This window comes from Bacillus sp. RC252, from assembly GCF_044909215.1.
GTDB classification, from domain to species: Bacteria; Bacillota; Bacilli; order Bacillales; family Bacillaceae_G; genus Bacillus_A; species Bacillus_A mycoides.
This window is the reverse complement of sequence record NZ_JBIYDV010000029.1, coordinates 33,576-58,414: the sequence shown is the minus strand read 5'-3', so window position 1 is coordinate 58,414 and position 24,839 is coordinate 33,576. Positions and strand designations below refer to the sequence as shown.

At 38.1% G+C, this 24,839-nt stretch carries 25 protein-coding genes, 1 rRNA gene and 2 other annotated features; all 26 genes read left to right on the top strand.

The annotated features are described in order from the left end of the window. Positions 1-93, top strand: a 5S ribosomal RNA gene (gene rrf, locus ABH960_RS27615); the annotation flags it as partial. 213 nt (positions 94-306) lie between these two features. Beyond that, on the top strand, positions 307-768 hold the full coding sequence (ctsR, locus tag ABH960_RS27610) for a transcriptional regulator CtsR (protein WP_002029353.1): 462 nt from the start codon (positions 307-309) through the stop codon (positions 766-768). A gap of 169 nt (positions 769-937) precedes the next feature. After that, positions 938-1,486, top strand: a complete 549-nt coding sequence (gene mcsA, locus ABH960_RS27605; RefSeq protein WP_404449595.1) for a protein-arginine kinase activator protein McsA — start codon at positions 938-940, stop codon at positions 1,484-1,486. Between the two features lie 4 nt (positions 1,487-1,490). After that, the gene (gene mcsB, locus ABH960_RS27600; RefSeq protein WP_404449593.1) at positions 1,491-2,555 is read left to right on the top strand and encodes a protein-arginine kinase McsB; all 1,065 of its coding nucleotides are present in this window, start codon (positions 1,491-1,493) and stop codon (positions 2,553-2,555) included. 22 nt (positions 2,556-2,577) lie between these two features. Beyond that, a complete protein-coding gene (gene clpC, locus ABH960_RS27595; protein ID WP_002063405.1) occupies positions 2,578-5,013 on the top strand; it encodes an ATP-dependent protease ATP-binding subunit ClpC in 2,436 nt (811 codons plus the stop codon). 94 nt (positions 5,014-5,107) lie between these two features. Then, on the top strand, positions 5,108-6,484 hold the full coding sequence (gene radA / locus ABH960_RS27590; RefSeq protein WP_002169331.1) for a DNA repair protein RadA: 1,377 nt from the start codon (positions 5,108-5,110) through the stop codon (positions 6,482-6,484). Between the two features lie 3 nt (positions 6,485-6,487). Continuing rightward, entirely contained in the window at positions 6,488-7,561 is a 1,074-nt protein-coding gene (gene disA / locus ABH960_RS27585; RefSeq protein ID WP_000392162.1) for a DNA integrity scanning diadenylate cyclase DisA, read from the top strand. Positions 7,562-7,721: 160 nt separating this feature from the next. After that, a complete protein-coding gene (locus ABH960_RS27580) occupies positions 7,722-8,825 on the top strand; it encodes a PIN/TRAM domain-containing protein (RefSeq protein WP_002063406.1) in 1,104 nt (367 codons plus the stop codon). 16 nt (positions 8,826-8,841) lie between these two features. Next, positions 8,842-9,522 carry a 2-C-methyl-D-erythritol 4-phosphate cytidylyltransferase gene (gene ispD / locus ABH960_RS27575; RefSeq protein WP_002009811.1) on the top strand — a complete coding sequence of 227 codons (681 nt, stop codon included), beginning with the start codon at positions 8,842-8,844 and terminating at the stop codon, positions 9,520-9,522. A 113-nt stretch (positions 9,523-9,635) separates the two neighbouring features. Next, positions 9,636-10,112 carry a 2-C-methyl-D-erythritol 2,4-cyclodiphosphate synthase gene (gene ispF / locus ABH960_RS27570; RefSeq protein ID WP_353706480.1) on the top strand — a complete coding sequence of 159 codons (477 nt, stop codon included), beginning with the start codon at positions 9,636-9,638 and terminating at the stop codon, positions 10,110-10,112. Between the two features lie 89 nt (positions 10,113-10,201). Beyond that, positions 10,202-11,659: a glutamate--tRNA ligase gene (gene gltX, locus ABH960_RS27565; RefSeq protein WP_002091496.1), complete on the top strand. Its 1,458-nt coding sequence runs from the start codon at positions 10,202-10,204 to the stop codon at positions 11,657-11,659. Positions 11,660-11,706: 47 nt separating this feature from the next. Next, positions 11,707-11,952, top strand: a binding site (T-box leader). 137 nt (positions 11,953-12,089) lie between these two features. Continuing rightward, positions 12,090-12,755, top strand: a complete 666-nt coding sequence (gene cysE, locus ABH960_RS27560; protein ID WP_002169329.1) for a serine O-acetyltransferase — start codon at positions 12,090-12,092, stop codon at positions 12,753-12,755. Further along, the gene (cysS, locus tag ABH960_RS27555) at positions 12,736-14,133 is read left to right on the top strand and encodes a cysteine--tRNA ligase (protein ID WP_002091500.1); all 1,398 of its coding nucleotides are present in this window, start codon (positions 12,736-12,738) and stop codon (positions 14,131-14,133) included. Before cysE ends, cysS begins: the two co-directional genes overlap by 20 nt. 2 nt (positions 14,134-14,135) lie before the next feature. Next, positions 14,136-14,543: a Mini-ribonuclease 3 gene (locus ABH960_RS27550; RefSeq protein WP_002063411.1), complete on the top strand. Its 408-nt coding sequence runs from the start codon at positions 14,136-14,138 to the stop codon at positions 14,541-14,543. Further along, the gene (gene rlmB / locus ABH960_RS27545; protein ID WP_002091503.1) at positions 14,540-15,283 is read left to right on the top strand and encodes a 23S rRNA (guanosine(2251)-2'-O)-methyltransferase RlmB; all 744 of its coding nucleotides are present in this window, start codon (positions 14,540-14,542) and stop codon (positions 15,281-15,283) included. The genes ABH960_RS27550 and rlmB overlap by 4 nt, the downstream gene beginning before the upstream one ends. 3 nt (positions 15,284-15,286) lie before the next feature. Continuing rightward, entirely contained in the window at positions 15,287-15,799 is a 513-nt protein-coding gene (locus tag ABH960_RS27540; protein WP_002009801.1) for an NYN domain-containing protein, read from the top strand. 67 nt (positions 15,800-15,866) lie between these two features. Then, complete coding sequence (locus ABH960_RS27535) at positions 15,867-16,526, top strand: RNA polymerase factor sigma-70 (protein ID WP_002009799.1); 660 nt, start codon at positions 15,867-15,869, stop codon at positions 16,524-16,526. A gap of 128 nt (positions 16,527-16,654) precedes the next feature. Next, positions 16,655-16,801 (top strand): 50S ribosomal protein L33, encoded by a 147-nt coding sequence (rpmG, locus tag ABH960_RS27530; protein ID WP_012260172.1) that lies wholly within the window; start codon positions 16,655-16,657, stop codon positions 16,799-16,801. A 32-nt stretch (positions 16,802-16,833) separates the two neighbouring features. Next, complete coding sequence (gene secE, locus ABH960_RS27525) at positions 16,834-17,013, top strand: preprotein translocase subunit SecE (protein WP_002009797.1); 180 nt, start codon at positions 16,834-16,836, stop codon at positions 17,011-17,013. Between the two features lie 131 nt (positions 17,014-17,144). Beyond that, complete coding sequence (nusG, locus tag ABH960_RS27520; protein WP_002009795.1) at positions 17,145-17,678, top strand: transcription termination/antitermination protein NusG; 534 nt, start codon at positions 17,145-17,147, stop codon at positions 17,676-17,678. 168 nt (positions 17,679-17,846) lie between these two features. After that, positions 17,847-18,272, top strand: coding sequence for a 50S ribosomal protein L11 (gene rplK / locus ABH960_RS27515; RefSeq protein ID WP_001085872.1), 426 nt, complete (start codon positions 17,847-17,849; stop codon positions 18,270-18,272). A gap of 180 nt (positions 18,273-18,452) precedes the next feature. Continuing rightward, positions 18,453-19,145 carry a 50S ribosomal protein L1 gene (gene rplA, locus ABH960_RS27510; RefSeq protein ID WP_404449584.1) on the top strand — a complete coding sequence of 231 codons (693 nt, stop codon included), beginning with the start codon at positions 18,453-18,455 and terminating at the stop codon, positions 19,143-19,145. A 49-nt stretch (positions 19,146-19,194) separates the two neighbouring features. Continuing rightward, positions 19,195-19,340, top strand: a sequence feature (ribosomal protein L10 leader region). Positions 19,341-19,379: 39 nt separating this feature from the next. Then, positions 19,380-19,880, top strand: coding sequence for a 50S ribosomal protein L10 (gene rplJ, locus ABH960_RS27505; RefSeq protein ID WP_002009790.1), 501 nt, complete (start codon positions 19,380-19,382; stop codon positions 19,878-19,880). 67 nt (positions 19,881-19,947) lie between these two features. After that, positions 19,948-20,307: a 50S ribosomal protein L7/L12 gene (gene rplL / locus ABH960_RS27500; RefSeq protein WP_002009788.1), complete on the top strand. Its 360-nt coding sequence runs from the start codon at positions 19,948-19,950 to the stop codon at positions 20,305-20,307. 76 nt (positions 20,308-20,383) lie between these two features. After that, positions 20,384-20,983 carry a class I SAM-dependent methyltransferase gene (locus ABH960_RS27495; RefSeq protein WP_404449581.1) on the top strand — a complete coding sequence of 200 codons (600 nt, stop codon included), beginning with the start codon at positions 20,384-20,386 and terminating at the stop codon, positions 20,981-20,983. A 291-nt stretch (positions 20,984-21,274) separates the two neighbouring features. Next, positions 21,275-24,808 carry a DNA-directed RNA polymerase subunit beta gene (gene rpoB / locus ABH960_RS27490; protein ID WP_002113316.1) on the top strand — a complete coding sequence of 1,178 codons (3,534 nt, stop codon included), beginning with the start codon at positions 21,275-21,277 and terminating at the stop codon, positions 24,806-24,808. Positions 24,809-24,839 lie beyond the last annotated feature (31 nt).

Here is a 24,839-nt window from a genome sequence, read left to right as displayed (position 1 = left end):
CACACCCGTTCCCATACCGAACACGGAAGTTAAGCTCTCTAGCGCCGATGGTAGTTGGGACCTTGTCCCTGTGAGAGTAGGACGTCGCCAAGCAAGCTAAAAACACGAGTCATTTGACTCGTGTTTTTTCGTGTTTTCTTTTATAATTCATAGTAATTTAAAAAATCTTTATTTAAAGAATCGTCCTTTTGATTAAAGATTGTGAAATGTGGCTAGGATAGTGAATAAGCAAAAGAGTTGCAAATTTTTTTAATACGTATATAATTATAGTCAAAGATAGTCAAAGTCAATAAAGGTGGCGGATAAATGAGAAATATATCTGATATCATTGAGAAATATCTAAAGCAAGTTATTGACTTAAGCAATAATAATGCGATTGAAATCAAGAGGAATGAGGTCGCTGATCGATTCGATTGTGTGCCGTCTCAAATCAACTATGTAATCAATACCCGTTTTACGTTAGAAAGAGGATTTGTAGTAGAAAGTAAACGAGGTGGAGGAGGTTACATTCGCATTATAAAAGTCAAACTGCATGATGATATAGACATTATTGATCAAATGCTTCATATGATTGATCATAGCGTTGCACAAGGAAATGCTGAAAGTATGATTATACGTTTAATAGAAGAGGGGATTATAACAAATCGTGAAGCTAAACTTATGTTAAGCGTACTAGATCGTTCTGTATTATTAATGGATGTTCCTTCTCGAGATGAACTTAGGGCTCGAATATTATGCGCAATGTTAAGAACACTGAAATATAAATAAATATAACTTTTGTTAAGAATGATAACTAAGATAATGCAGTTTAATATTGTAGGAATTTTGAAAGATGACATGTGCTTTTACTAAATGGATTAAGGAAAGAGAACAATCTAGTAATGTATGAAAAGTATCATGAGATAGATCGTTCCTGTTGTAAAGGTGGGGGATAGCGATGACTTGTCAAAACTGTAATATAAGACCAGCAACTTTACATTATACAAAAGTAATCAACGGAAAAAAGGCGGAAGTTCATCTTTGCGAGCAATGTGCAGAACAAAGTGGCTATACGTCTTTCTTTCAATCACCGCAGTCTAATTTTTCATTCCATGACCTATTAGCCGGATTATTGCATAGTGAACCAGCAATGTTTGAAGAAGGGCAAGATACATTTTCAAATACAAATATATCAAGATGTCCGAATTGTAAGATGACATATGAACAATTTACAAAAGTGGGACGCTTTGGATGTGCTTCTTGTTACGATACATTTAAGGGGCATTTAAAACCATTGTTAAAACGTCTTCATGGTGGGCATACGGATCATTGTGGAAAAATTCCTGAACGTATAGAAGGAAATATCTACTTAAAGAAAGAATTAGATGAACTAAAACTCAATCTGAAACAATATGTACAGAAAGAGGAATTTGAGAAAGCGGCTGAAGTACGAGATAAAATTCGAGGTCTTGTAAATCAGCTTAGTGAGCATAGAGAGGGGGAATAGTTCTATGTCACTGGACAGAATCATGAATGAAGCGATTAGTCCGTGGATGAAGGGAGATGGCCCTGATTCTGATATTGTTTTAAGTAGTCGAATTCGTTTGGCTCGTAATTTTAAAAAATATCAATTCTCTACTATGCAAAACGAGGAAGAAGCTAAACAGATTCACGAGTTATTTAAGAAGAAGTTTATAAATAAACCTGTAGAACCTTTTGGGGAGTTTGAACTATTAAAAATGAATGAATTAAATCCTCTTCAAAGGAGAGTTTTAGTTGAGAAGCATTTAATTAGTCCAAATCTTGCAGGAACAGAATACGGAGCATGCCTACTATCAGAAAGTGAACATATAAGTATCATGCTTAATGAAGAGGATCATGTTAGGATTCAGTGCCTATTTTCAGGTTTACAGTTATCAGAGGCGCTTCAAAGTGCCAATCAAATAGATAATTGGATCGAGGAACAGGTTGAATATGCTTTTGATGAATCGCTTGGATATATTACGAGTTGCCCGACTAACGTCGGTACAGGATTAAGGGCTTCGGTAATGATTCATTTGCCGGGACTGGTTTTAACGAAAAGAATTAACCGTATTATACAAGTAATTCAAAAATTAGGGTTAGTAGTAAGAGGAATATACGGTGAAGGTAGCGAAGCGTTAGGTAATATATTTCAAGTGTCAAATCAAATGACACTAGGGAAATCAGAAGAAGATATTATTGCAGATTTAAAGAGTGTCATTCAACAAATCATCCATCAAGAAAAAATGGCTAGAGAATTAATTGTACAAAATTCAAGTATCGAGCTTGAAGATAAAGTATATCGTTCTTACGGAATACTAGCTAACAGTCGTTTAATTCAATCTGCAGAGGCAGCCAATTGCTTATCAGATGTACGGCTTGGTATTGACTTAGGATATATACAAGGTATATCGAGAAATATTTTAACTGAGTTAATGGTTCTTACTCAGCCAGGCATTTTGCAACAATATGCAGGAGGACCTTTAGGACCAGAAGAAAGAGATTATCGAAGAGCAACCTTAATCCGTGAGCGATTACGAATTGAACAAAATTAAGCGCAAGTAGGAGGCGATTTCTATGATGTTTGGAAGATTTACAGAACGAGCACAGAAAGTATTAGCTTTATCTCAAGAGGAAGCAATTCGCATTGGGCATAATAATATTGGAACAGAACATATTTTACTTGGGCTTGTACGCGAAGGTGAAGGAATTGCAGCAAAGGCGTTAATTGCTCTTGGATTAAGTCCAGAGAAAGTTCAAAAAGAGGTAGAAGCATTAATTGGGCGTGGAACAGAAGCTTCTCAAACAGTACATTACACACCTCGTGCTAAAAAAGTTATTGAGTTGTCTATGGACGAAGCTCGTAAGCTAGGCCATTCCTACGTTGGAACAGAACATATTTTACTTGGTTTAATCCGTGAAGGTGAAGGTGTAGCAGCACGTGTTTTAAATAATTTAGGTGTAAGCCTAAATAAAGCAAGACAACAAGTGTTACAACTTCTTGGAAGTAATGAAGCTAGTTCAGGTCACCAGGGTGGTTCATCAACAAATGCGAATACACCTACACTTGACAGTCTAGCACGTGATTTAACAGTTGTTGCACGTGAAAATCGTTTAGATCCTGTTATTGGACGTAGTAAAGAAATTCAACGTGTAATTGAAGTGTTAAGCCGTAGAACAAAAAACAATCCAGTATTAATTGGAGAACCTGGTGTAGGTAAGACAGCAATTGCGGAAGGATTAGCACAGCAAATTGTAAATAATGAAGTTCCTGAAACTTTAAGAGATAAGCGTGTTATGACATTAGATATGGGTACAGTTGTTGCTGGAACAAAATATCGTGGTGAATTTGAGGATCGTTTAAAGAAAGTGATGGATGAGATTCGCCAAGCTGGTAACATCATTCTATTTATTGATGAGCTTCATACGTTAATTGGTGCAGGAGGGGCGGAAGGTGCAATTGATGCATCGAATATTTTAAAACCATCTTTAGCACGTGGTGAATTACAATGTATTGGTGCAACAACTTTAGACGAATATCGTAAATATATTGAAAAGGATGCGGCATTAGAAAGACGTTTCCAACCAATTCATGTTGATGAACCAAACTTAGAAGAATCAGTTCAGATTTTAAAAGGTTTACGTGACCGTTATGAGGCGCATCACCGCGTATCTATTACAGATGATGCAATCGATGCGGCTGTAAAACTTTCAGATCGTTACATTACAGACCGTTTTTTACCTGATAAAGCAATCGATTTAATTGATGAGGCTGCATCAAAAGTGCGCTTACGTTCTTATACAACACCGCCAAACTTAAAAGAGCTTGAAGTGAAGCTTGAGGAAATTAGAAAAGAAAAAGATGCAGCTGTACAAAGCCAAGAATTTGAAAAAGCTGCTTCCTTACGTGATATGGAACAACGTTTGCGTGAAAAGTTAGAAGATACAAAGCGTCAGTGGAAAGAGAAACAAGGACAAGAAAACTCAGAAGTAACAGTAGAAGATATTGCAAATGTCGTTTCCACATGGACGCGTATTCCAGTTTCTAAACTTGCACAAACAGAGACAGATAAATTATTAAACTTGGAATCAATTTTACATGATCGTTTAATTGGGCAGGATGAAGCAGTTGTAGCTGTGGCAAAAGCTGTTCGTCGTGCGAGAGCGGGATTAAAAGATCCGAAACGTCCAATTGGCTCATTTATTTTCCTAGGACCTACTGGTGTAGGTAAAACAGAACTAGCAAGGGCATTAGCGGAATCTATGTTCGGTGATGAGGATGCAATGATCCGCATCGATATGTCTGAGTACATGGAAAAGCATTCTACTTCTCGTTTAGTTGGATCTCCTCCAGGATATGTTGGATATGAAGAAGGTGGACAATTAACAGAGAAAGTTCGTCGTAAGCCATATTCAGTTGTCTTATTAGATGAAGTAGAGAAAGCTCATCCTGATGTGTTTAATATTTTACTACAAGTATTAGAAGATGGCCGTTTAACAGATTCTAAAGGACGTACAGTTGATTTCCGTAATACAATTGTTATTATGACGTCTAATGTTGGTGCAGACGCATTAAAACGTAATAAACATCTTGGATTTAACGTACAAGATGAGAGCCGCGATTATTCAGATATGAAAGGTAAAGTAATGGATGAATTGAAAAAAGCATTTCGTCCAGAATTCTTAAACCGTATTGATGAAATTATCGTGTTCCATATGCTTGAGAAAAAACATATTCAAGAAATTGTAACTCTCATGGTGAATCAGTTAGTGAATCGCTTAAAAGAACAAGAGATTGAATTGCATTTAACAGAAGGAGCAATTTCAGCAATTGCTGATAAAGGGTTTGATCGAGAGTACGGTGCTCGTCCGCTTCGTAGAGCAATTCAAAAACATGTAGAAGATAGACTATCAGAAGAACTGTTAAAAGGTGCTATTGAGAAAGGACAAAAAGTTATCTTTGATATAGAAGGAGAATCATTTGTCATTCATAGTGCGGAAAAGGTAAAATAAGTATAGACAAACAAAGAGGGCTACGCGATAGCCCTCTTTCTTGTACGAGAAGGATAAACGTTTGTAGATGAAAGTGAAGTGAACTATAAAAGATATGGCTAAAAAGAAAACAAAATTTACATGTCAAGAATGTGGTTATCAGTCGCCAAAATATATGGGGAAATGTCCTGGATGTGGTCAATGGAATACACTTGTTGAAGAGATGGAACCAGTTGTATCATCAAGACGCCTTAATTATGCCAATGCAATTCAATCAGAAGTAACAAAACCAAGACGCTTAACAGAGGTAGAAACAAAGTCTGAGGCGCGTATTGAAACGAAATTTCAAGAGTTTAACCGTGTACTTGGTGGCGGGATTGTAGATGGATCTTTAGTACTTATTGGTGGAGACCCTGGGATTGGGAAATCAACATTGTTATTACAAATTTCATCGCAATTAGCAGATTCTTTATATGATGTACTATACATATCAGGTGAGGAGTCAGCAAAGCAGATCAAACTTCGTGCAGATCGTTTGCATGTAAAGGGTAGTAATCTATTTGTTGTAGCAGAGACTGATTTACAGAGAATTGCAGCGCACATTGAGGAGATGAATCCAGCTTTTGTTGTTATTGACTCCATCCAGACGATACATTTACCTGAAGTGACGTCAGCCCCAGGGAGTGTAACGCAAGTACGTGAATGTACAGCGGAATTAATGAAACTTGCAAAGACGAAAGGGATTCCTATTTTTATCGTCGGACATGTGACAAAAGAAGGGGCAATTGCAGGACCACGTATGCTAGAACATATGGTTGATGCAGTTCTTTACTTTGAAGGAGATCGTCACCATACATATCGTATTTTGCGAGCTGTGAAGAACCGTTTTGGTTCCACAAATGAAATGGGTATCTTTGAAATGAAGGAACTAGGTCTTGCAGAAGTACTAAATCCTTCTGAAATTTTCCTTGAGGAACGTCCAGTTGGAGTTGCAGGATCCACAGTGGTTGCTTCAATGGAAGGAACAAGGCCGGTTTTAGTAGAAATACAAGCATTAATCTCCCCTACTAGTTTTGGAAATCCTCGAAGAATGGCGACGGGAATTGATCATAACCGCGTTTCACTTATTATGGCAGTGCTAGAAAAAAGAACAGGTTTATTGTTGCAAAATCAAGACGCATATTTAAAAGTTGCGGGTGGCTTGAAATTAGATGAACCAGCAATCGATTTAGCTGTCGCCTTAAGTATTGCTTCAAGTTTCAGAGATAAAGCTACTGCACCAGCCGATGCGGTAATAGGAGAAGTAGGCCTAACTGGAGAAATAAGAAGAGTATCAAGAATTGAACAACGTGTACAAGAAGCAGCGAAATTAGGATTTCAACGTGCTATTATTCCTAGAAAAAATTTGGGAGGATGGACAATTCCAGATGGGATTGAGGTAGTAGGTGTTTCTAATTTAGGAGAAGCGCTTCGTTTGACATTAGGAGGCTAGGCTATGGAGGAAAACAAGCAACGTGTCAAAAGTATGATTAATATTCTACAGCTTGTTGCCCCAGGAACACCACTACGCGAAGGGATAGATAACGTACTTCGTGCGCAAACTGGAGGGCTAATTGTTCTTGGGTATAATGAGCAGATTAAAAGTATTGTTGATGGAGGATTTCACATTAATTGTGCATTCTCGCCGGCTAGTTTATATGAATTAGCAAAAATGGATGGGGCACTTATTTTAAATGAAACTGGGAGCAAAATTTTAATTGCAAATGCACAATTAGTTCCAGATCCATCCATTGATTCTATTGAAACAGGTATGCGTCACCGAACGGCAGAGCGTGTAGCAAAGCAGACGGCTAGCCTTGTTGTGGCTATTTCACAAAGACGTAACGTAATTACACTATATCAAGGGAACTTACGTTATACACTAAAAGATATAGGTGTAATTTTAACAAAGGCAAACCAAGCTATTCAAACGTTAGAAAAATATAAAGCTGTATGGAATGATGGGATTACGAATTTGGGCATTCTAGAATTTGAAGAGGTCGTTACAATGTCCGAGGTAGTTCACGTTTTACATAGTGTTGAAATGGTACTGCGTATTAAAAATGAAATAGTGAGCTACATTCATGAGTTAGGAACGGAAGGAAGATTAATTCGTTTACAACTTACAGAATTACTAGCCGACTTAGAAGCAGAGGCAGCGTTATTAATTAAGGATTATTATCAAGAAAAAACGCAGGATCACCATCAAATTTTGAAAAAGTTACAAGATCTTGCAAATACACAGCTTTTAGAGGATAGCGATTTAGTTAAATTGCTCGGCTATCCAGGGCAAATGAGCTTAGAAGAAAGCGTGACACCGAGGGGATACCGAATCGCAAGCAAAATTTCTCGTGTTCCACCACTTATCATTGAAAATTTAATTAATCGATTTAAAACATTGCAAGGTGTTTGTCGTGCAACTATTAATGAATTGGATGATGTGGAAGGAATTGGGGAAGTTAGGGCGAAGAAAATACGAGAGGGCCTAAAAAGAATTCAAGAGCATCTCTATATGAGTAGACACAATTAAGAATATTACATTGATTCCATAATATAACGACACTAGAACATTTTTGTTATATGATATGGTATATTGGTAAATAAAACTATTTACAAAAAAACACGTCCGCTTTTGCATTCGGCGTTTTGATTAGCAAAACAATGGTTAATAATGAGTAGGAGGTGGTTGGATGTTAAAAAGGATCGTACAGCTCTTCTTTTTAGTGATCGGGGGAGCGTTAGGGATTTTTCTAATCCCAAAAGTTATTAATGTATTGGACGTTGGTGCTGTTCCTTTGCTTGAGGGATCGTACGTTCGTGCAATTATTGGTGCAATTATTTTATTTTTAACAACATTTTGGCTTGTGGATTATATTGTTCAACTTATTAAACATATCGAAGAAGCCCTTGTAAAGGCACCGGTAGCGGATGTTTTATTTGGTACATTAGGGTTGATCTCTGGTCTTATTGTTGCATATTTAATTTTGATACCAATTCGTGAATTCACGATTCCAGTCATTAGTACAGTATTACAAGTGTTCTTTACTCTTTTACTTGGTTATTTAGGATTCCAAGTAGGATTTAAAAAGAGAAATGAATTGCTAGGATTATTTACATTACCCCAGCGTGGAGGTAAGAAGAAAAACAATAGCGAGAACGAAGAGGTAGAGGTAGAAAAATCTACAACTCATTGGAAAATTCTCGATACAAGCGTAATTATTGATGGACGTATTGCGGATATTTGCCAAACGAAGTTTTTAGAAGGAACAATTGTGATTCCACAATTCGTATTAGAAGAGCTTCAGCATATTGCCGATTCTTCTGATGCATTAAAGCGTAATCGTGGTCGCAGAGGATTAGACATTTTAAATCGTATTCAAAAAGAGCTACCAATTCCGGTGGAAATTTATGAAGGCGATTTTGAGGATATCCAAGAGGTGGATAGCAAGCTTGTAAAGTTAGCTAAAATCACTGGTGGAACTGTTGTAACAAATGATTTCAACTTAAACAAAGTTTCTGAATTACAAGGAGTAACAGTATTAAATATTAACGATTTAGCAAATGCAATTAAACCAGTCGTACTCCCTGGCGAAGAATTAAGTGTTTATGTTGTGAAAGATGGTAAAGAACAAAATCAAGGTGTGGCATATTTAGATGATGGCACGATGATTGTAGTAGAAGACGGTAGAGAATATGTCGGTTCGCAACTTAATGTACTAGTTACAAGTGTGTTGCAAACATCGGCTGGTCGTATGATTTTCGCAAAACGTAAATTATTAGAAAAAGCATTATAAGTAGAGGATTATTAATATGTATACATTAATTATTCCGGCAGCGGGTCAAGGGAAACGGATGGGTGCTGGCAAAAATAAGTTGTTCTTACTTATAAATGGAGTACCTATCATTGTGCATACATTACGTGCTTTTGAAAAAGATAAAGCATGTAAACGCATTATCATGGCGATTAACGAAGAGGAACGCCCTTATTTTGAGGAGTTAATGCAGAAGTACCCGGTTGAAAAGCAGGTGCAATTTATTCAAGGCGGGGCCGAAAGACAAGATAGTGTGTATAATGCGCTTCAGTATGTGAGTGGTGTTGAATATGTTCTCGTACACGATGGTGCGCGCCCGTTCGTAACGAATAAGATGATGCAAGATGTATTAACTGCAGCAGAGAAATATGGTGCTTCCATTTGTGCGGTGCCAGTGAAGGATACCATTAAGAAAGTAGAACAGGGTGTTGTTGTTGAAACGGTAGAACGTTCTCAGCTTAAAGCGGTTCAAACACCGCAAGGATTTTCTGTTCCTCTTTTATTAGAAGCTCATAGAAGTGCAAAGCAAAGTTGTTTTCTTGGTACAGATGACGCAAGTCTCGTAGAACGTGTAGGGAAGAAAGTAGGCGTAGTAGAGGGGAGTTACTATAATATTAAAGTGACGACTCCAGAGGATTTACTAATTGCTGAAAGTTTCCTTCATGTTCAGAAGAAATAGAAGTGATGGTATTATAGTAAAGAAAAGCTCGGCAGTTGCCGGGCTTTTCTTTATAGAGATAGCAATATAATATAGAATTCATAAAGTAGTTTAGATTGAGGAGGATGTAAAGAATGTTTCGAATTGGACAAGGTTTTGATGTACATGAATTTGCGGAAGGTAGACCGTTAATTATCGGTGGAATTACAATTCCTCATGAAAAAGGATTAATCGGTCACTCGGATGCAGATGTATTGTTACATACGATTGCTGACGCATGTCTAGGAGCAATTGCAGCAGGAGATATTGGAAAACATTTTCCTGATACAGATCCTGCCTTTAAAGATGCGGATTCAGCTGTATTGTTACAAAAAGTTTGGGAATTTGTGCGTGAACAAGGTTATGAGCTAGGGAACCTAGATTGTACAATTATTGCCCAAAAGCCAAAAATGGCACCGCATATTGAAAGCATGCGTAAACGCATTAGTGAACTATTAGAAACGTCTATTGATAATATTAATGTAAAGGCAACAACAACAGAAAAATTAGGATTTACAGGTAGAGAAGAAGGGATTGCTTCTCAAGCGGTTGCTTTATTACAGAAAAAATAGTGGTTTTTAATTCGTAAGATGGATAATCACGTTTTTTTGGTGTACAATTATAGAATGTGTTGACATTAAGATTGGAAGGTGTACCAACTATGGAAAAGCAAGTGAGAGTGCGCTATGCGCCAAGTCCAACAGGACACTTACATATCGGAAATGCGCGTACGGCATTATTTAATTATTTATTTGCTCGTCATCAAGATGGTAAGTTTATTATTCGTATTGAAGATACTGATGTGAAACGTAATGTTGCTGGTGGAGAAGAAAGCCAATTAAAATACTTGAAATGGCTCGGTATGGACTGGGATGAAGGTGTTGATGTTGGTGGTGAATTTGGACCATATCGTCAAACAGAGCGTTTAGATATTTATAAAAAATTATATAAAGATTTATTAGAGCGTGATTTAGCTTACAAATGTTATATGACAGAAGAAGAGCTAGAAGCAGAGCGTGAAGGTCAAATCGCTCGTGGTGAAACACCGCGTTATGCAGGAAACCACCGTGATTTAACTGAGGAGCAAATTAAAGGATTTGAGGCTGAAGGCCGTATTCCAAGTATTCGCTTCCGTGTGCCGGCTGATAGCGACTACACGTTTAAAGATCTCGTAAAAGATGAAGTTGCATTCCATTCAAATGATTTTGGTGATTTCGTTATCGTGAAAAAAGATGGAATTCCAACTTATAACTTTGCGGTAGCGGTAGATGATCACTTAATGGAGATTACACACGTACTTCGTGGTGATGATCATATTTCAAACACGCCAAAACAAATGATGATTTATGAAGCTTTCGGTTGGGATATCCCGAAGTTCGGTCATATGACTTTAATTGTAAACGAAAGCCGTAAAAAGCTAAGTAAGCGTGACGAATCTATTATTCAATTTATTGAGCAATATAAAGAGCTTGGATATCTTCCAGAAGCAATCTTTAACTTTATTGCATTATTAGGTTGGTCACCAGTAGGTGAAGAAGAAGTCTTCTCTCAAGATGAGTTTATCAAAATGTTTGATGCAGCTCGTTTATCAAAATCACCTGCATTATTTGATTCCCAAAAACTAAAATGGATGAACAACCAATATATGAAAAAACAAGATTTAGATACGGTTGTTGAACTAAGCTTACCGCATTTAGTGAAGGCGGGTCGCGTAGGTGAAAACTTAAGCGAACAAGAACAAGCGTGGGTTCGTGATGTAATTGCTTTATATCATGACCAAATGAGCTTTGGAGCTGAAATTGTAGAGCTTTCTGAAATGTTCTTTAAAGATCATGTTGATCATGAAGAAGAGGGACAAGAAGTATTGAAAGGTGAACAAGTACCTGAAGTACTTCGTGCATTTGCCGATCAATTAGAAGCTTTAGAAGCAATGGAGCCAGCGGCAGTTAAGGCGGCTATTAAAGCAGTTCAAAAAGAAACAGGACATAAAGGTAAAAACCTATTTATGCCAATCCGTGTTGCTACTACTGGACAAACACATGGTCCAGAGCTTCCTAACGCTATTGCTCTTCTTGGAAAAGAAAAAGTTTTAAATCGTATTCAAAAAGTAATTGGTTAACATTTTCTAGGTTTAGCAATATAATAAGTATATCTAAAATCTAATAAGGAAAAGCGACGAGAAGGAGAAGTAGAAAATCAGGCTTTTTACAGAGAGAACCACCCTTAGGCTGGAAGTGGTTTATAAGCGGATTTTTGAAATGCCCCTTCGAGTCTTCTGTTGAACAGCGAAGTATTTCGCGGAACGTCTTAGGGCGCAAAGTAAACAGAAGCGGTGTAAACCGTTATCATGGATGAGTTTGAGGCTTCTTTAGCCTAAACAGAGTGGAACCGCGCTTAAAAGGCGTCTCTGTCTATATGACAGAGGCGTCTTTTTTTTATACCATGTAAATGGTGTGAGTATAAGTTTTATCCCCTTGTATAAAGATTTAGGGGGAAGTGGGGAGTTAGTTCACTCGAAAAAAGCAGCCCATAAAGGGGAGGGGACATCGATGTTTAAGAGGCTTCGGGAAGATATTGAAGTCGTTTTTGAACAGGATCCAGCGGCAAGAAGTTATTTCGAAGTCATTTTAACTTACTCTGGATTACATGCAGTTTGGGCCCATCGAATTGCACATGCTTTTTATAAAAGGGATTTTTTCTTTATGGCACGTTGGATTTCGCAAGTTAGTCGTTTTTTTACTGGCATTGAGATTCATCCAGGAGCAACTATTGGTCGTCGTTTTTTCATTGATCATGGAATGGGGGTTGTAATTGGAGAAACGTGTGAAATTGGCGAAAACGTAACAATTTATCAAGGTGTCACATTAGGTGGTACAGGTAAAGAAAAAGGAAAGAGGCACCCTACAATTCAGGATAATGTATTAATTGCAACAGGTGCTAAAGTACTAGGTTCTATTACTATTGGAGAGAATTCTAAAATTGGAGCAGGATCTGTCGTGTTAAAGGAAGTTCCTGCGCATTCTACAGTTGTAGGTATACCTGGCCGAGTCGTTATTCAAAATGGAGTAAAGATTGGTCAAGAATTAAATCATTCTGATCTTCCGGATCCGATTTTTGATAAATTAAAGGTTATGGAAGTAGAACTTGATAAATTGAGAAAGCAACTCGAAGTAAAGGTAGGAAGGAAGGATAAAAATGACTATTCACATTTATAATACGTTAACGCGTCAAAAAGAAGAGTTTATGCCACTAGAAGAAAATAAGGTAAAGATGTATGTGTGCGGACCTACAGTGTATAACTACATTCACATTGGGAATGCAAGACCACCTATGGTGTTTGATACAGTACGCCGTTACTTAGAATATAAAGGATATGATGTGCAGTATGTATCTAACTTTACTGACGTGGATGATAAATTAATTAAGGCGGCAAATGAATTAGGTGAAGATGTGCCAACAATTGCAGATCGTTTTGTTGAAGCTTACTTTGAAGATGTAACGGCACTAGGTTGCAAACATGCAACGGTTCATCCACGTGTAACGGAAAATATGGATATCATTATTGAATTTATTCAAGAACTTGTGAATAAAGGGTATGCATATGAATCAGAAGGTGATGTGTACTTTAAAACGAAAGAATTCGAAGGTTACGGTAAATTATCACATCAACCGATTGCAGACTTACGTCACGGTGCACGTATTGAAGTAGGAGAAAAGAAACAAGACCCTCTTGATTTTGCTTTATGGAAAGCTGCGAAAGAAGGAGAAATCTTCTGGGAAAGCCCTTGGGGGAAAGGACGCCCAGGGTGGCATATTGAATGCTCAGCAATGGCGCGTAAATATTTAGGGGATACAATTGATATTCATGCTGGTGGTCAAGATTTAGCGTTTCCTCATCATGAAAATGAAATTGCGCAGTCTGAGGCGTTGACAGGAAAAACATTTGCACGTTATTGGATGCATAACGGATATATTAATATTAATAACGAGAAGATGTCTAAGTCGCTTGGAAACTTCATTTTAGTTCACGATATCATTAAACAATATGATCCACAGTTAATCAGGTTCTTTATGCTATCGGTACATTACCGTCACCCAATTAACTTTAGCGAGGATTTATTGCAAAGTACTAATAATGGACTAGAAAGAATTAAAACAGCTTACGGTAACTTAAAGCATCGTATGGAAAGTAGTACGGATTTAACGGACCATAATGAAAAATGGTTAGCTGAAATGGAAAAGTTCCAGGTTGCATTCGAAGAAGCGATGGATGATGATTTCAATACGGCTAATGCGATTACTGAATTATATAACGTAGCAAATCACGCAAATCAATATTTGTTAGAAGAACATACTTCTAAAGTTGTAATTGAAGCGTATGTAAAACAACTTGAAACATTATTTAGTATTTTAGGATTAGAATTAGCGCAAGAAGAGTTGCTTGATGAAGAAATTGAAGCACTAATCCAAAAGCGTATTGAAGCTCGTCAAAATCGTGACTTCGCACTATCTGATCAAATTCGCGATGATTTAAAAGGACGTAATATTATTTTAGAAGATACCGCTCAAGGTACAAGATGGAAAAGAGGATAAGAATGATTGATGCAAAGCAATTAAACAGCTTAGCTTTAGCATATATGGGTGATGCGGTATATGAGCAATATATCCGCTATCACCTCCTTCAAAAGGGGAAAGTTCGCCCTAATCAATTACATCGCTTAGGGACGAGCTTTGTTTCGGCAAAAGCACAGGCGAAAGTTGTTTATCATTTATTAGAAACGGCATTTTTGACAGAAGAGGAAGAGGCGGTATTAAGAAGAGGGCGTAATGCGAATTCGGGTACTGTTCCAAAAAATACAGATGTACAAACATATCGACACAGTACAGCCTTTGAAGCGCTAATCGGTTATCATCACTTGTTGAATAATCGTGAAAGATTGGACGAGATTGTATATAAGGCGATTGACGTTTTGGAAGAAAAGGAAGGGAGCACATCATCATGAGTAGTGAATATATTATCGGACGTAACCCTGTAATTGAAGCTTTAAGAGCGGGGCGAGATATTAATAAAATTTTGGTAGCGGAAGGTGCTGCCAAAGGACAAGTGCAAATTGTACTAGCATTAGCAAAAGAGAATAAGGTTATCTTGCAACACGCACCAAAGAAGAAATTAGATCAATTGGTTGAGGGTAATCATCAAGGTGTAATTGCTCAAGTAGCTGCATATCAATATGCTGAGTTAGAGGATTTGTTTAAATTAGCAGAAAAACGCAATGAAGATCCGTTCTTCTTAATTTTAGATGAAATTGAAGACCCACATAACTTAGGCTCTATTATGCGTACTGCGGATGCAACAGGGGCTCATGGGGTTATTATTCCAAAAAGAAGAGCGGTGGGGCTTACAGCGTCAGTTGCGAAAGCGTCGACTGGGGCAATTGAATATATTCCTGTTGCACGTGTAACAAACTTATCGCGTACAATTGATGAATTAAAAGAACGTGGACTTTGGATTGCTGGTACAGATGCCAAAGGGAAAACAGATTACCGTAATTTAGATGGTAATATGCCAATCGGACTAGTAATTGGTAGTGAAGGAAAAGGTATGAGTCGTATTATTGGTGAAAAGTGTGATTTCCTAATTACTTTACCGATGGTCGGTAAAGTTACATCCTTAAATGCTTCAGTAGCCGCAAGTTTGTTAATGTATGAGGTATATCGTAAACGTCACGAAATTGGTAAATAAAAAATGAACGATATTTTAATCGTTGACGGTTACAACATTATCGGGGCTTGGGGAGACTTGAAGAAACTGCGGGATGTAGATTTACAGTCATCAAGAGACGCACTTATTGATAAGATGGCGGATTATCAAGGCTATACAGGCACAAAGGTAATGATTGTCTTTGATGCCTATACAGTCTATGGTATTGAAAAAAAGATGAAACAATCACGGGTGGAAGTAATATTCACGAGAAAAAATCAAACCGCAGATGAAAAGATAGAACAACTTGCGATTGAGCTTAGAAATATAAATACACAAATATACGTTGCAACTTCGGATTATACGGAGCAATGGATTATATTTGCGCAAGGTGCACTTCGAAAATCTGCGCGTGAATTAGAGTTAGAAGTGCAAGCGATGGAACAACAAGTAAGAAGGTGTACCAAAGACACGAAAGAAAAGCAACCCGCCATGCGAAAGATATTTAGTGAAGATATTACAGAAAAATTAGAAAAATTAAGAAGAGGAGAGCGTTGAAGCATTGACGCTCTTTATCTTTTTACTGTATAATATTGCTAAATATATAGCGGTCGGAGGGATCAGGGTGGAAGCAGGCTTCGTAAGTGTAGGTGACGTTACATTTCGTGATTTAGAGGATGAGGCAATCGTTGAGTTAGTTCGAAAAGGTAATACTGACGCTCTAGAATATTTAATTCACAAATATAAGAACTTTGTTCGCGCGAAATCAAGATCTTATTTCTTAGTGGGTGCCGATCGAGAAGATATTGTTCAAGAAGGCATGATTGGATTGTTTAAAGCTATTCGTGATTATAAAGGGGACAAGCTGTCTTCGTTCAAAGCATTTGCTGAACTGTGTATCACTCGACAAATTATTACCGCTATTAAAACAGCAACAAGGCAAAAACATATTCCGTTAAATTCGTATGTGTCTTTAGACAAGCCAATTTACGATGAGGAATCTGATCGAACATTATTAGATGTTATTTCGGAATCGAAAGTAACTGATCCAGAAGAGATGATTATAAGTCAGGAAGAATATACAGACATAGAATCTAAAATATCTGAATTATTAAGCGATTTAGAAAGGAAAGTGCTCTCTTTATACTTAGATGGTCGTTCCTATCAAGAAATTTCAGAACAGTTAAACAGGCACGTGAAATCTATTGATAACGCATTGCAGCGTGTAAAAAGGAAATTAGAAAGATATATGGAGATGAGAGAAAGCACAACTTTAAATTCATAGCAAGTGCCGCAGGTGTAAAATAATTCACCTGTTTTCTTTTTGTTAAGAGAGTGAAAGTCATGACATTGACATTGTCTTTTGTTGTATGATACATTTTTAGGGACAATGTTACAAGGTTGGTGTAACTAATGAGGAAAAAAGTTGTACTCTCATGTGAAGAGTGTAAAAATCGAAACTACTCTACGATGAAAGATACGAGCTCAGTAGAGCGACTTGAGATAAAGAAGTTTTGTAAAACATGCAATAAGCATACAGTTCACAAAGAAACAAAATAAATAATTGAAATAATAAACTGGAGGTCCCGTAGATGCGTTTAACGAACTTTTTCGGCGATGTAGGTCGCGAAATGAAAAAAGTAAGTTGGCCTAAAAAAGATGAATTACTCCGATCAACAACGACTGTTATCGCGACAGTTGTGTTCTTTGCGATTTTCTTCGCAGTGGTTGATATGGGCATTTCTTCTTTAATTCGGTTAATTCTTGGTTAATTCTTGAATAAGAAGCACTTATCCATGATATAATGTTATTTATAAGAACTGTGTAAAAGCCCGGTGAACGGGTTTTTTCATTTGCGCAAAAAAATGTACGTCAGGGAGGGAAGGACGCTCGTCCTAAATGAATGGAAAAAAGTTGGTATGTTGTCCATACTTATTCTGGATATGAAAATAAAGTAAAAGCAAACCTAGAGAAACGTGTAGAATCAATGGGTATGCAAGATAAAATTTTCCGTGTTGTTGTCCCGGAAGAAGTAGAAGTAGAAATGAAAAATGGTAAAGAAAAAATAACGAAAAGAAAAGTGTTCCCAGGTTACGTATTAGTAGAACTAATCATGACTGACGATTCTTGGTATGTTGTTCGTAACACGCCAGGTGTAACAGGTTTTGTCGGTTCTTCTGGTTCAGGATCTAAACCATCGCCTCTATTAGAAGAGGAAGTTGTTACCATCATGAAGCATATGGGAATGGACAATGAAGTGGTTGATTTCGAATTTGAACTTCATGAAACAGTGCGTGTAAATGAGGGACCATTCGCGGATTATACAGGTGCGATTGAAGAAATTGATGTGGAAAAGAAAAAAGTTAGCGTGCTTGTAGACATGTTCGGTCGCGAGACTCCGGTTGAACTTGATTTCCATCAAATCGAAAAATTATAAAATGAAACTTGAAATGAATTGTAAAAAGTGATAATATCTTTTAAGTCAGTACGTCTTCGGTAACGGAGACGTTTTTTGAAAAAGATTTTATCATTATGATAAAATATGAAGTGGGAGGGCAAATCACTGCCCAATTGACCACATCACGGACTTAAGGAGGTGTGTCTCGTGGCTAAAAAGGTAATTAAAATGGTAAAACTTCAGATTCCTGCAGGTAAAGCTAATCCAGCTCCGCCGGTTGGTCCAGCATTAGGACAAGCAGGTGTTAACATCATGGGCTTCTGTAAAGAGTTTAACGCTCGTACAGCTGATCAAGCTGGTCTTATCATCCCTGTTGAAATTACGGTATTTGAGGACCGTTCATTCACTTTCATTACTAAAACTCCTCCTGCTGCTGTTCTTCTTAAGAAAGTAGCTGGTATTGAGTCTGGTTCTGGTGAACCAAACCGTAATAAAGTGGCAACTGTTAAGCGTGATAAAGTACGCGAAATCGCTGAAACTAAAATGCCTGACCTAAACGCTGCTAGCGTAGAAGCTGCAATGCGTATGGTTGAAGGTACTGCGCGCAGTATGGGCATCGTTATCGAAGACTAATTCGATTTGTTTTTTGTAAAAAAGGTTGCGGGTCTGGAATTCCAATTCGCAACCTTTATTATCGTAAATGATCATCATTTTTAAATAAATGGATGGGCGCACATCCTCGGGGGTTCCCGGAATGAAGGCGTAAACGTGGGAGGTTATTCCGCTAAAACCACATTCAAGGAGGAAACAAACATGGCTAAAAGAGGTAAAAAGTACGTTGAAGCTGCGAAGCTTGTTGATCGTGCATCTGCTTACTCTGCAACAGAAGCAGTAGAATTAGTAAAGAAAACAAACACAGCTAAATTTGATGCAACTGTAGAAGCTGCATTCCGTTTAGGTGTTGACCCTAAGAAAGCTGACCAACAAATTCGTGGTGCAGTTGTTCTTCCACACGGTACTGGTAAAGTACAACGTGTATTAGTATTCGCTAAAGGCGAAAAAGCAAAAGAAGCTGAAGCTGCTGGCGCTGAATTCGTAGGCGATGCTGATTACATCGGTAAAATCCAAAAAGGTTGGTTCGATTTCGATGTAGTAGTAGCAACTCCTGACATGATGGGTGAAGTTGGTAAACTTGGTCGTGTATTAGGACCTAAAGGTTTAATGCCAAACCCTAAAACTGGAACAGTTACTTTCGATGTAACTAAAGCTGTTAACGAAATCAAAGCTGGTAAAGTTGAATACCGCGTTGATAAAGCTGGTAACATCCACGTTCCAATCGGTAAAGTATCTTTCGAAGATGCTAAATTAGTAGAAAACTTCAAAACAATTGCTGACACGCTACAAAAAGCTAAGCCAGCTGCTGCAAAAGGTACTTACATGAAGAACGCAACTGTTGCTTCTACAATGGGACCTGGCGTACGCGTAGACATTTCTACACTTGCGTAAAAATTGGAAGTTGACTTCATAAAGAAGTTTTAATATAATCATTTATGTTGTGAATTTTAATAGTGTACCGTAGACAGTAGGAGTCGATTCGACTTAATTTCCTACCTAGGTGTTAATATACGAAGCGGAATCTTTTTTCTGTGACTATATGCCTCCATGTCTACAAGTTGGGCATGGAGGTTTTTAGTGCACTTTCGGTACATCTTCTATATAATCTACAGGAGGTGTAATAACATGAGCAAAGTAATCGAAACTAAACAACAAGTTGTAACTGAAATCGCTGAAAAACTTCGCGCGAGTAAATCTACAATTGTTGTTGACTACCGTGGTTTAACAGTTTCTGAAGCAACAGAATTACGTAAAAACTTACGTGAAGCTGGCGTTGAGTTCAAAGTTTACAAAAACTCTTTAACTCGTCGTGCTGCAGAGTCTGCTGAAATGGCTGAGTTAAACGAATTCTTAACAGGACCAAACGCAATCGCGTTCAGTAACGAGGATGTAGTTGCTCCTGCGAAAGTATTAAACGACTTCGCTAAAAATCATGAAGCTTTAGAAATTAAAGCGGGCGTAATCGAAGGTAAACTTGTAACACTTGATGAGGTTAAAGCTATCGCTACTCTTCCATCACGTGAAGGCTTACTTTCTATGCTTCTTAGCGTTCTTCAAGCTCCAATCCGTAACCTTGCACTTGCTACTAAAGCAGTTGCAGATCAAAAGGAAGAGCAAGGCGCTTAATTTTTTAAAAGATAATTACTTGTTATCTATAAAACAATACAAACCTATTTAAGGGAGGATATTTACAATGACTAAAGAACAAATCATTGAAGCAGTTAAATCTATGACTGTATTAGAACTTAACGACTTAGTAAAAGCTATCGAGGAAGAATTCGGCGTAACTGCTGCTGCTCCTGTAGCTGTAGCTGGTGGCGCTGGTGAAGCTGCTGCTGAGCAAACTGAATTTGACGTAGTACTTGCAAGTGCTGGCGCTCAAAAAATCAAAGTTATCAAAGCTGTACGTGAAATCACTGGTCTTGGCTTAAAAGAAGCTAAAGAATTAGTTGACAACACTCCAAAAGCAATCAAAGAAGGCGTTACTAAAGAGGAAGCTGAAGAAATGAAAGCTAAACTTGAAGAAGTTGGCGCTGCTGTAGAAGTTAAGTAATTAACTTTTGGTGCTTTAAAAAAAGCTCGCTCTTATGCGAGCTTTTTTTTTAACTGTAAAGAAAAGAGGTGGCCATATGGCAGACCATTATTTTTCTAACGACCCTTCTAGTAAAAGTGATCGTAAACGATGGGAAGTTACACTTCGTGAATCTCGATTTACTTTTTTATCTGACCATGGGGTGTTCTCGAAAAACGAAGTGGACTTTGGTTCTCGTCTTTTAATTGAAGCGTTTCAAATGCCAGATGTTAAAGGTAATGTGTTAGACGTAGGATGTGGGTACGGTCCAATCGGTTTGTCGTTAGCGAAAGAGTTTCAAAATCGTGAAATTCACATGGTGGATGTGAATGAAAGGGCCTTGGGACTTGCAAAAGAAAATGCCGCTAATAACAGAATTGAAAATATACGTATTTTGCAAAGTAGTGTCTATGAAAATGTAGATGGCAAGTATGCTGTTATTCTATCTAATCCTCCAATTCGTGCTGGTAAAGATATCGTGCATGAGATTTTAGAAAAGGCTGCGGAGTATTTAGTTTCAGGTGGAGAATTGTGGATTGTTATTCAAAAGAAACAAGGTGCGCCATCTGCGATGAAAAAACTAGAAGAAGTATTTTCTGAAGTTGAAGTTGTAGAAAAGAAAAAAGGATATTATATCATAAAATCAAAAAAGCGTTGACGGTTATTTTTGGCTATGTTAACATTATACAATGCCAATATATGATTTTCTGCGTTGAGAAAGATGTATATTTTTGCTTCTCTTGGAAAAGATAGTAAAATCAGCAGATTATGAAACAGAATGATGGTTTTCTTATAGAAGCCATTTTTCTTTTTTGAGCAGGTAGAAAGACTCAACGTATCTATCTTTAAGAGAAAAAAACTACGCTAATAGCAGTAGTTGTATTTATTTGTGATTTTGCACAAATTTTTTTGTGCATTTATAATACTCATGATTTGAGGGGTGAAGCAGTTGACAGGTCAACTAGTTCAATACGGACGCCACCGCCAACGAAGAAGTTATGCCCGTATTAGTGAAGTATTAGAGTTACCAAATCTTATCGAAATTCAAACCTCTTCTTATCAGTGGTTTCTTGATGAGGGTTTGCGAGAAATGTTCCAAGACATTTCTCCGATCGAAGACTTTACGGGAAATCTATCGCTTGAATTTATCGACTACAGCTTGGGTGAACCTAAATACTCTGTAGAAGAATGCAAAGAGCGTGATGTGACGTATGCAGCACCACTTCGTGTAAAAGTGCGTCTAATCAACAAGGAAACTGGTGAAGTAAAAGAACAAGATGTGTTCATGGGAGATTTCCCACTCATGACAGAGACTGGAACATTCGTAATTAACGGTGCAGAACGTGTTATCGTTTCCCAGTTAGTTCGCTCTCCAAGCGTATACTATAGTGGCAAAGTGGATAAAAACGGAAAACGTGGTTTTACTGCTACTGTAATTCCAAACCGCGGAGCTTGGTTAGAGTATGAAACAGATGCTAAGGATGTTGTATATGTGCGTATTGACCGTACGCGTAAACTTCCTGTAACTGTTTTGTTACGCGCATTAGGGTTTGGCTCTGATCAAGAAATCACCGAGCTTTTAGGTGATAACGAATACTTAAGCAATACGTTAGAAAAAGACAACACAGATAGCACTGAGAAGGCATTGCTTGAAATTTATGAGCGTCTACGCCCTGGTGAACCACCAACAGTAGAAAATGCAAAGAGCTTACTTGTGTCTCGTTTCTTTGATCCGAAGCGCTACGATTTAGCAAATGTAGGTCGCTATAAGATCAACAAAAAGCTACACATTAAAAACAGATTGTTTAACCAACGTTTAGCTGAAACACTGGTGGATCCAGAAACTGGTGAAATTTTAGCGGCAGAAGGAACAGTCTTAGATCGTCGTACACTGGATCGCATTCTACCTTACTTAGAGAAAAACATTGGATTCAAAACAGCGAAACCAATGGGTGGAGTGGTAGCAGGCGATGTTGAGCTGCAATCTATTAAGATTTATGCTCCAGAATCAGAAGGCGAACGATCTATAAACGTAATTGGGAATGCAAATATTACTCGTGATATAAAACACATCACACCAGGTGATATTCTTGCTTCTATTAGCTACTTCTTTAACTTGCTATATAAAGTAGGGGATACAGATGATATTGACCACTTAGGAAATCGTCGTCTGCGTTCTGTAGGAGAGTTACTACAAAACCAATTCCGTATCGGTCTTTCTCGTATGGAACGTGTTGTTCGTGAGAGAATGTCGATTCAAGATACAAATGCAATTACACCACAAGCGTTAATTAACATTCGCCCGGTTATTGCATCTATTAAAGAGTTCTTCGGAAGTTCTCAGTTATCTCAGTTCATGGATCAAACAAACCCATTAGCAGAGTTAACTCACAAACGAAGACTATCTGCATTAGGACCCGGTGGTTTAACGCGTGAGCGCGCAGGCTTTGAAGTACGTGACGTTCACTACTCTCACTATGGTCGTATGTGTCCAATTGAAACACCAGAGGGACCAAACATCGGTTTGATTAACTCATTATCTTCGTTTGCGAAAGTAAATGAGTTTGGTTTCATTGAAACGCCATACCGTCGTGTTGACCCAGAAACTGGTCTTGTAACAGGGCAGGTTGATTATTTAACAGCAGATGAAGAAGATAACTATGTTGTAGCCCAAGCGAATATGAAATTATCTGAAGTAGGGGAATTCCTTGATGAAGATATCGTAGCTCGTTTCCGTGGTGAAAACATTGTCACAAATAAAGAACGCATCGACTACATGGATGTATCTCCAAAACAAGTAGTGTCGGCAGCGACAGCTTGTATTCCGTTCTTAGAAAACGATGACTCTAACCGCGCACTTATGGGAGCGAACATGCAACGTCAGGCGGTTCCGTTAATAAATCCGGAATCTCCGATTGTAGGTACAGGTATGGAGTACGTATCAGCAAAAGACTCAGGTGCTGCAGTAATCTGTAAACAGCCTGGTGTTGTTGAGCGCGTAGAAGCACGTGAAGTTTGGGTACGTCGCTATGTAGACGTTGACGGTCAAACAGTAAAAGGCGACTTAGATCGCTACAAAATGCAAAAATTCATTCGTTCTAACCAAGGAACTTGCTACAACCAACGTCCAATCGTAAGTGTTGGAGACCAAGTTGTAAAAGGTGAAATCCTTGCGGATGGTCCTTCTATGGAACTAGGTGAACTGGCGCTTGGACGTAACGTGCTTGTTGGCTTTATGACATGGGACGGTTATAACTATGAGGATGCGATCATCATGAGTGAGCGCCTTGTAAAAGATGATGTGTACACTTCTATCCATATTGAAGAATATGAATCAGAAGCTCGTGATACGAAGCTTGGACCAGAAGAAATTACACGTGATATCCCGAATGTTGGAGAAGATGCACTTCGTAATCTTGACGAGCGCGGTATTATTCGCGTCGGTGCTGAAGTAAAAGATGGAGATCTACTTGTTGGTAAAGTAACGCCAAAAGGTGTAACAGAATTAACGGCAGAAGAACGTCTATTACATGCAATCTTCGGTGAAAAAGCACGTGAAGTACGTGATACATCACTACGTGTACCACACGGTGGTGGCGGTATTATCTTAGACGTAAAAGTGTTTAACCGTGAAGATGGCGATGAATTGCCACCAGGCGTGAATCAACTTGTACGTGCATATATCGTTCAAAAGCGTAAAATTTCTGAAGGTGACAAAATGGCCGGTCGTCATGGTAACAAAGGTGTTATCTCCCGTATTTTACCGGAAGAAGATATGCCTTACTTACCAGATGGTACGCCAATCGATATCATGTTAAACCCATTAGGGGTACCATCTCGTATGAATATCGGTCAGGTATTAGAGCTTCATCTTGGTATGGCAGCAAGATACCTTGGTATTCACATTGCAACACCGGTATTCGATGGTGCTCGTGAGGAAGATGTATGGGGCACAATTGAAGAAGCTGGTATGGCAAATGACGCGAAAACAATCCTGTATGACGGACGTACTGGTGAGCCATTCGATAACCGTGTATCTGTTGGTGTCATGTATATGATCAAACTTGCGCACATGGTTGACGATAAACTTCATGCTCGTTCTACTGGACCATACTCACTTGTAACGCAGCAACCTCTTGGAGGTAAAGCTCAGTTCGGTGGACAGCGTTTCGGTGAGATGGAGGTTTGGGCACTTGAAGCTTATGGTGCTGCTTATACTCTTCAAGAAATCTTAACAGTGAAGTCTGATGATGTTATTGGACGTGTTAAGACGTATGAAGCAATTGTTAAAGGTGAAAATGTTCCAGAACCAGGCGTTCCTGAATCATTCAAAGTATTGATTAAAGAACTGCAAAGTTTAGGTATGGACGTTAAAATGATGTCTATCAACGATACAGAAATTGAAATGCGTGATACGGAAGATGACGATGATCATCAATCAGCAGATAAATTGAATGTTGAAGTTGAGACAACTAAGGAATAATTGGGATAACCTGTAGACTAAAAGGGAGGTA